The following is a 3195-nucleotide window of genomic DNA, read 5'->3' as shown; positions in this document are numbered from 1 at the left end:
CCTGTGCGGGGCGGCACTTACTTTCTTTGCCGCGGCAAAGAAAGATAAGCAAAGAAAGCCGCTCACACCGCCAGCTCATAAGCGGGTCCCCCGCACAGTCACGGTAGTGGTGCATCTGGAATCCGTGCCCTCACACATTCGACGTTAGTGACAACGCGCTCATCAGCGCCCACTCCGCACTGCGTGCGTCGCGGATGGGTCTGCATGGGAAACCAGATGCTCTGGTTGAGCGCGGCCAGAACCACCGGCTTCGCCTCGGCCATGCGCCCCGGCGAAAAAGGCAAGAGCACCAGCATCAGCATCAGCACGAGCACCAGCACGCGCAAGAGCAAGAGCAAGAGCAAGAGCGGCAGAGCTAAACACGATACACGCTGCGCCAAGCGAAACGTGAGCGCGAAAACGCAGCGAGCGGTTTTATTAAGTATCGCTTCGGCACGCGGAGCGCTGCCGGAAGTATGACTGCCTGGTCACTAAAGTTGAATGTGCGAGGGCACGGATTCCAGATGCTCCACTACCGTGGCTGTGCGGGGGACCCGCTTATGAGCTGGCGGTTTGAGCCGCTTTCTTTTGCCTAGCTTTTCTTTGCGGCAGGCAAAGAAAAGTAGGTGCCTGCCCCGCACAGGGGCGACGCTAATAGACCAATAACAAATCAAGGAAAGGCCACCGCCTCAGGCAGACAGACAAGAAGCGCCGCACAGGCAAAAAGGCCACCGCCGCAGGCACCTACAACTCAACAGCCTGCCCCGACAACAAAGACTGCCGCAACGCCACGCCAATCCGCGTGGCCTCAAGCGCATCAGCCAGCGACGCCGCAACATGCCCGCAAACGCCAGCGCCAGCGCCAGCGCCAGCAGCGTCCCCTTGCACAGCAGCAACAAACCCCCTAGCCTCACACAAAAACGCATCCTCAAACCGATCAAAAAAACTCGGCGTACATTCATTGCGAATGCCACCGCCATCATAAATCTCGACGCGATTCGCGCGCGGATTATGCCCAATAGCAACCGCACCCGCCGTACCAATCACCTCACTATGCGTATCATTTCCATGCGCCTGCGTGCGCGACGCATAGAACATCGCGAGCTTCCCACCCTCGAACTCGCAGATCGCGACGCCATTATCCACATCGCCAAATTCCCGCAAACCCTCGTGCAATGCAACCGCCCCCGCGGCAAATACGCGTTTGGCCCGCGGCCTGCCAAGCAGCCAGCGCGCGACATCGATGTCATGCACGGTGCAGTCCAGAAAAATCCCGCCGGAAGTCGCCGCGAAACGCACGAAAAAACCATCGTCGTCGTTCTTGTCCGTGGTCTGCGAACGCACAAGGAACGGCCGCCCAATCGCGCCCGCCTGGATCTTGTCGAACGCATCCCTATAGCTCGGATCGAATCGCCGCATGAAACCGATGGTCGCCTGCAGATGCGGATAGCGCGCGGCTTCGGCCACGACACGCTCGCACTCGGCAACATCCAGCGACAGCGGCTTCTCACAGAACACATGTTTGCCGGCTCGCAACGCATCGATAATCTGTTGCGCGTGCAACGACGACGGCGTAACAAGCCACACCGCGTCCACCTCGGAATCGGCAAGCAGGTCCCCATAGTCGTCGTATAGACGCGGTTCCGGCAACGTGTCTCGTGCCCACGCGCGCTCCTCTTCCAGCGGACTGCAAGCGGCCACGAGCGACGCCCCCGGCACCCGATACGCCAGATTCCCCGCATGCCGCTTGCCCAACCGCCCCAGGCCGACCACGCCCATCCGCAGCCGCCCCGCCGACGCCCTCATCACGATGCCTCGCCGAGTTTTACCGCGCGGCCCTCGCGCCAGGAACGCGTAGCCGCCTCGGCAAGTTCGAGCGCTTTCAGACCATCTGCGACGGTGGTACGCACCGGCTTGCCGCGCGTGACAGCGTCGAAGAAATGCGCGATTTCCAGTGCATAAGCCGCGCGATAACGTTCGAGGAAAAATGCCTCCGGCACGTCGCTCGAGACTTCGGTTTTCGAATACGCAGTGACCTCGGTAGGACGCACATTACCGGCCTGCAGCATACCGGTGCTGCCGAGCACCTCGAACCGCTGATCGTAACCATAGGCGGCGCGCCGCGCGGTGTTGATCTGACATAGACGGCCCTGCTTCGTGCGGATCGTCACCGCGGTCGAATCAATATCGCCGGCTTCGGCGATCGCGGGGTCGGAAAGACAACTGCCGGTGGCATGCAACGTGTCGGCTTCATCGTCGAGAATCCAGCGGAAGATGTCGAAATCGTGAATCAGCATGTCCTTGAAAATGCCGCCCGAGTGCTTGATGTACTCGACAGGCGGCGCGCCCGGATCGCGGCTCGTCACCACCAGCATTTCCGGCGTGCCGATTTCGCCCGCGTCGATGCGCGCTTTCAACGCGGAAAACGTCGGATCGAAACGGCGCTGAAAGCCAATCATGCAGACCACACCCGCATGCTCAACCGCCTGCGCACAGGCACGTGCCCGTTCCAAGGTCAGGTCCACCGGTTTCTCACAGAACACATGCTTTTTCTGCGCGGCCGATTTCGTGATCAGATCCGCGTGCGTGTCCGTGCTCGAACAGATCACCGTCGCGCCGATCGACGCATCGCCCATCGCGCCGTCGATATCCGCAACCTGCGCGCCGTGCTCGGCAGCGAGTGCCGCTGCCGCCTCGCGATTCACATCGACCACATATTTGAGCCGCACGCCGGGCTGGCGCGCCAGATTGGCCGCATGAATCTTGCCGATACGCCCTGCGCCGAATACCGCCACGTCGATCGTCTTTACAGCCTCAGTCATCGTATCCTCCCGTGTCTTTGGATTCTTCAACGTTCAGTTCGAGCTTGTACGCGAGCGCGATGAACAACGCCTGGCACAAACAGATCGTGCTGGTCAGCGAGCGGAACGCAAACGCGCTGCCCTCTTTCACATACAGTTGCGTAGTGGCATAACGCGACAGCGGAGAAAGTTGGCTATCCGTAATAACCAACGTTTTCGCCTGAAGATGATGCGCGACGCGCAGGCAATACTGCGTCTCCTTGCCGTACGGCGCGAAGCTGATCGCGATCACCACGTCGCCCTTCTTCACGCTGCGAATCTGTTCGCGGTACATGCCGCCGAAACCGGACACCAGATGCACGCGCTTTGGCGTGTGCTGCAACGCGTAGACAATATAGCTCGCCACCGGAAACGA

Annotated in this window: 4 protein-coding genes; all 4 read right to left on the bottom strand. The window is 60.6% G+C overall.

Features of this window, described 5'->3' with window-relative positions; translation table 11 throughout:
- Positions 1-98: 98 nt before the first annotated feature.
- Complete coding sequence (locus tag QOC89_RS11775) at positions 99-338, bottom strand: hypothetical protein (protein WP_323045174.1); 240 nt, start codon at positions 336-338, stop codon at positions 99-101.
- A 385-nt stretch (positions 339-723) separates the two neighbouring features.
- Entirely contained in the window at positions 724-1785 is a 1062-nt protein-coding gene (locus QOC89_RS11770) for a Gfo/Idh/MocA family oxidoreductase (RefSeq protein ID WP_323045175.1), read from the bottom strand.
- Complete coding sequence (iolG, locus tag QOC89_RS11765; RefSeq protein ID WP_323045173.1) at positions 1785-2801, bottom strand: inositol 2-dehydrogenase; 1017 nt, start codon at positions 2799-2801, stop codon at positions 1785-1787. The genes QOC89_RS11770 and iolG overlap by 1 nt, the downstream gene beginning before the upstream one ends.
- A partial coding sequence (locus QOC89_RS11760) for a MurR/RpiR family transcriptional regulator (RefSeq protein WP_323045172.1) occupies positions 2794-3195 on the bottom strand: 402 nt, incomplete at its 5' end. The genes QOC89_RS11760 and iolG, both read right to left, overlap by 8 nt.

Source organism: Paraburkholderia sp. (assembly GCF_034668105.1).
GTDB lineage: Bacteria > Pseudomonadota > Gammaproteobacteria > Burkholderiales > Burkholderiaceae > Paraburkholderia.
The sequence above is the reverse complement of the archived record's forward strand: the minus strand, read 5'-3'. Positions and strand labels throughout refer to the sequence as shown.

Coding starts and splice junctions, on each gene's coding strand:
- QOC89_RS11770 (WP_323045175.1), bottom strand. CDS start 1,785: ATGAGGGCGTCGGCGGGGCGGCTGCGGATGGGCGTGGTCGGCCTGGGG.
- iolG (WP_323045173.1), bottom strand. CDS start 2,801: ATGACTGAGGCTGTAAAGACGATCGACGTGGCGGTATTCGGCGCAGGG.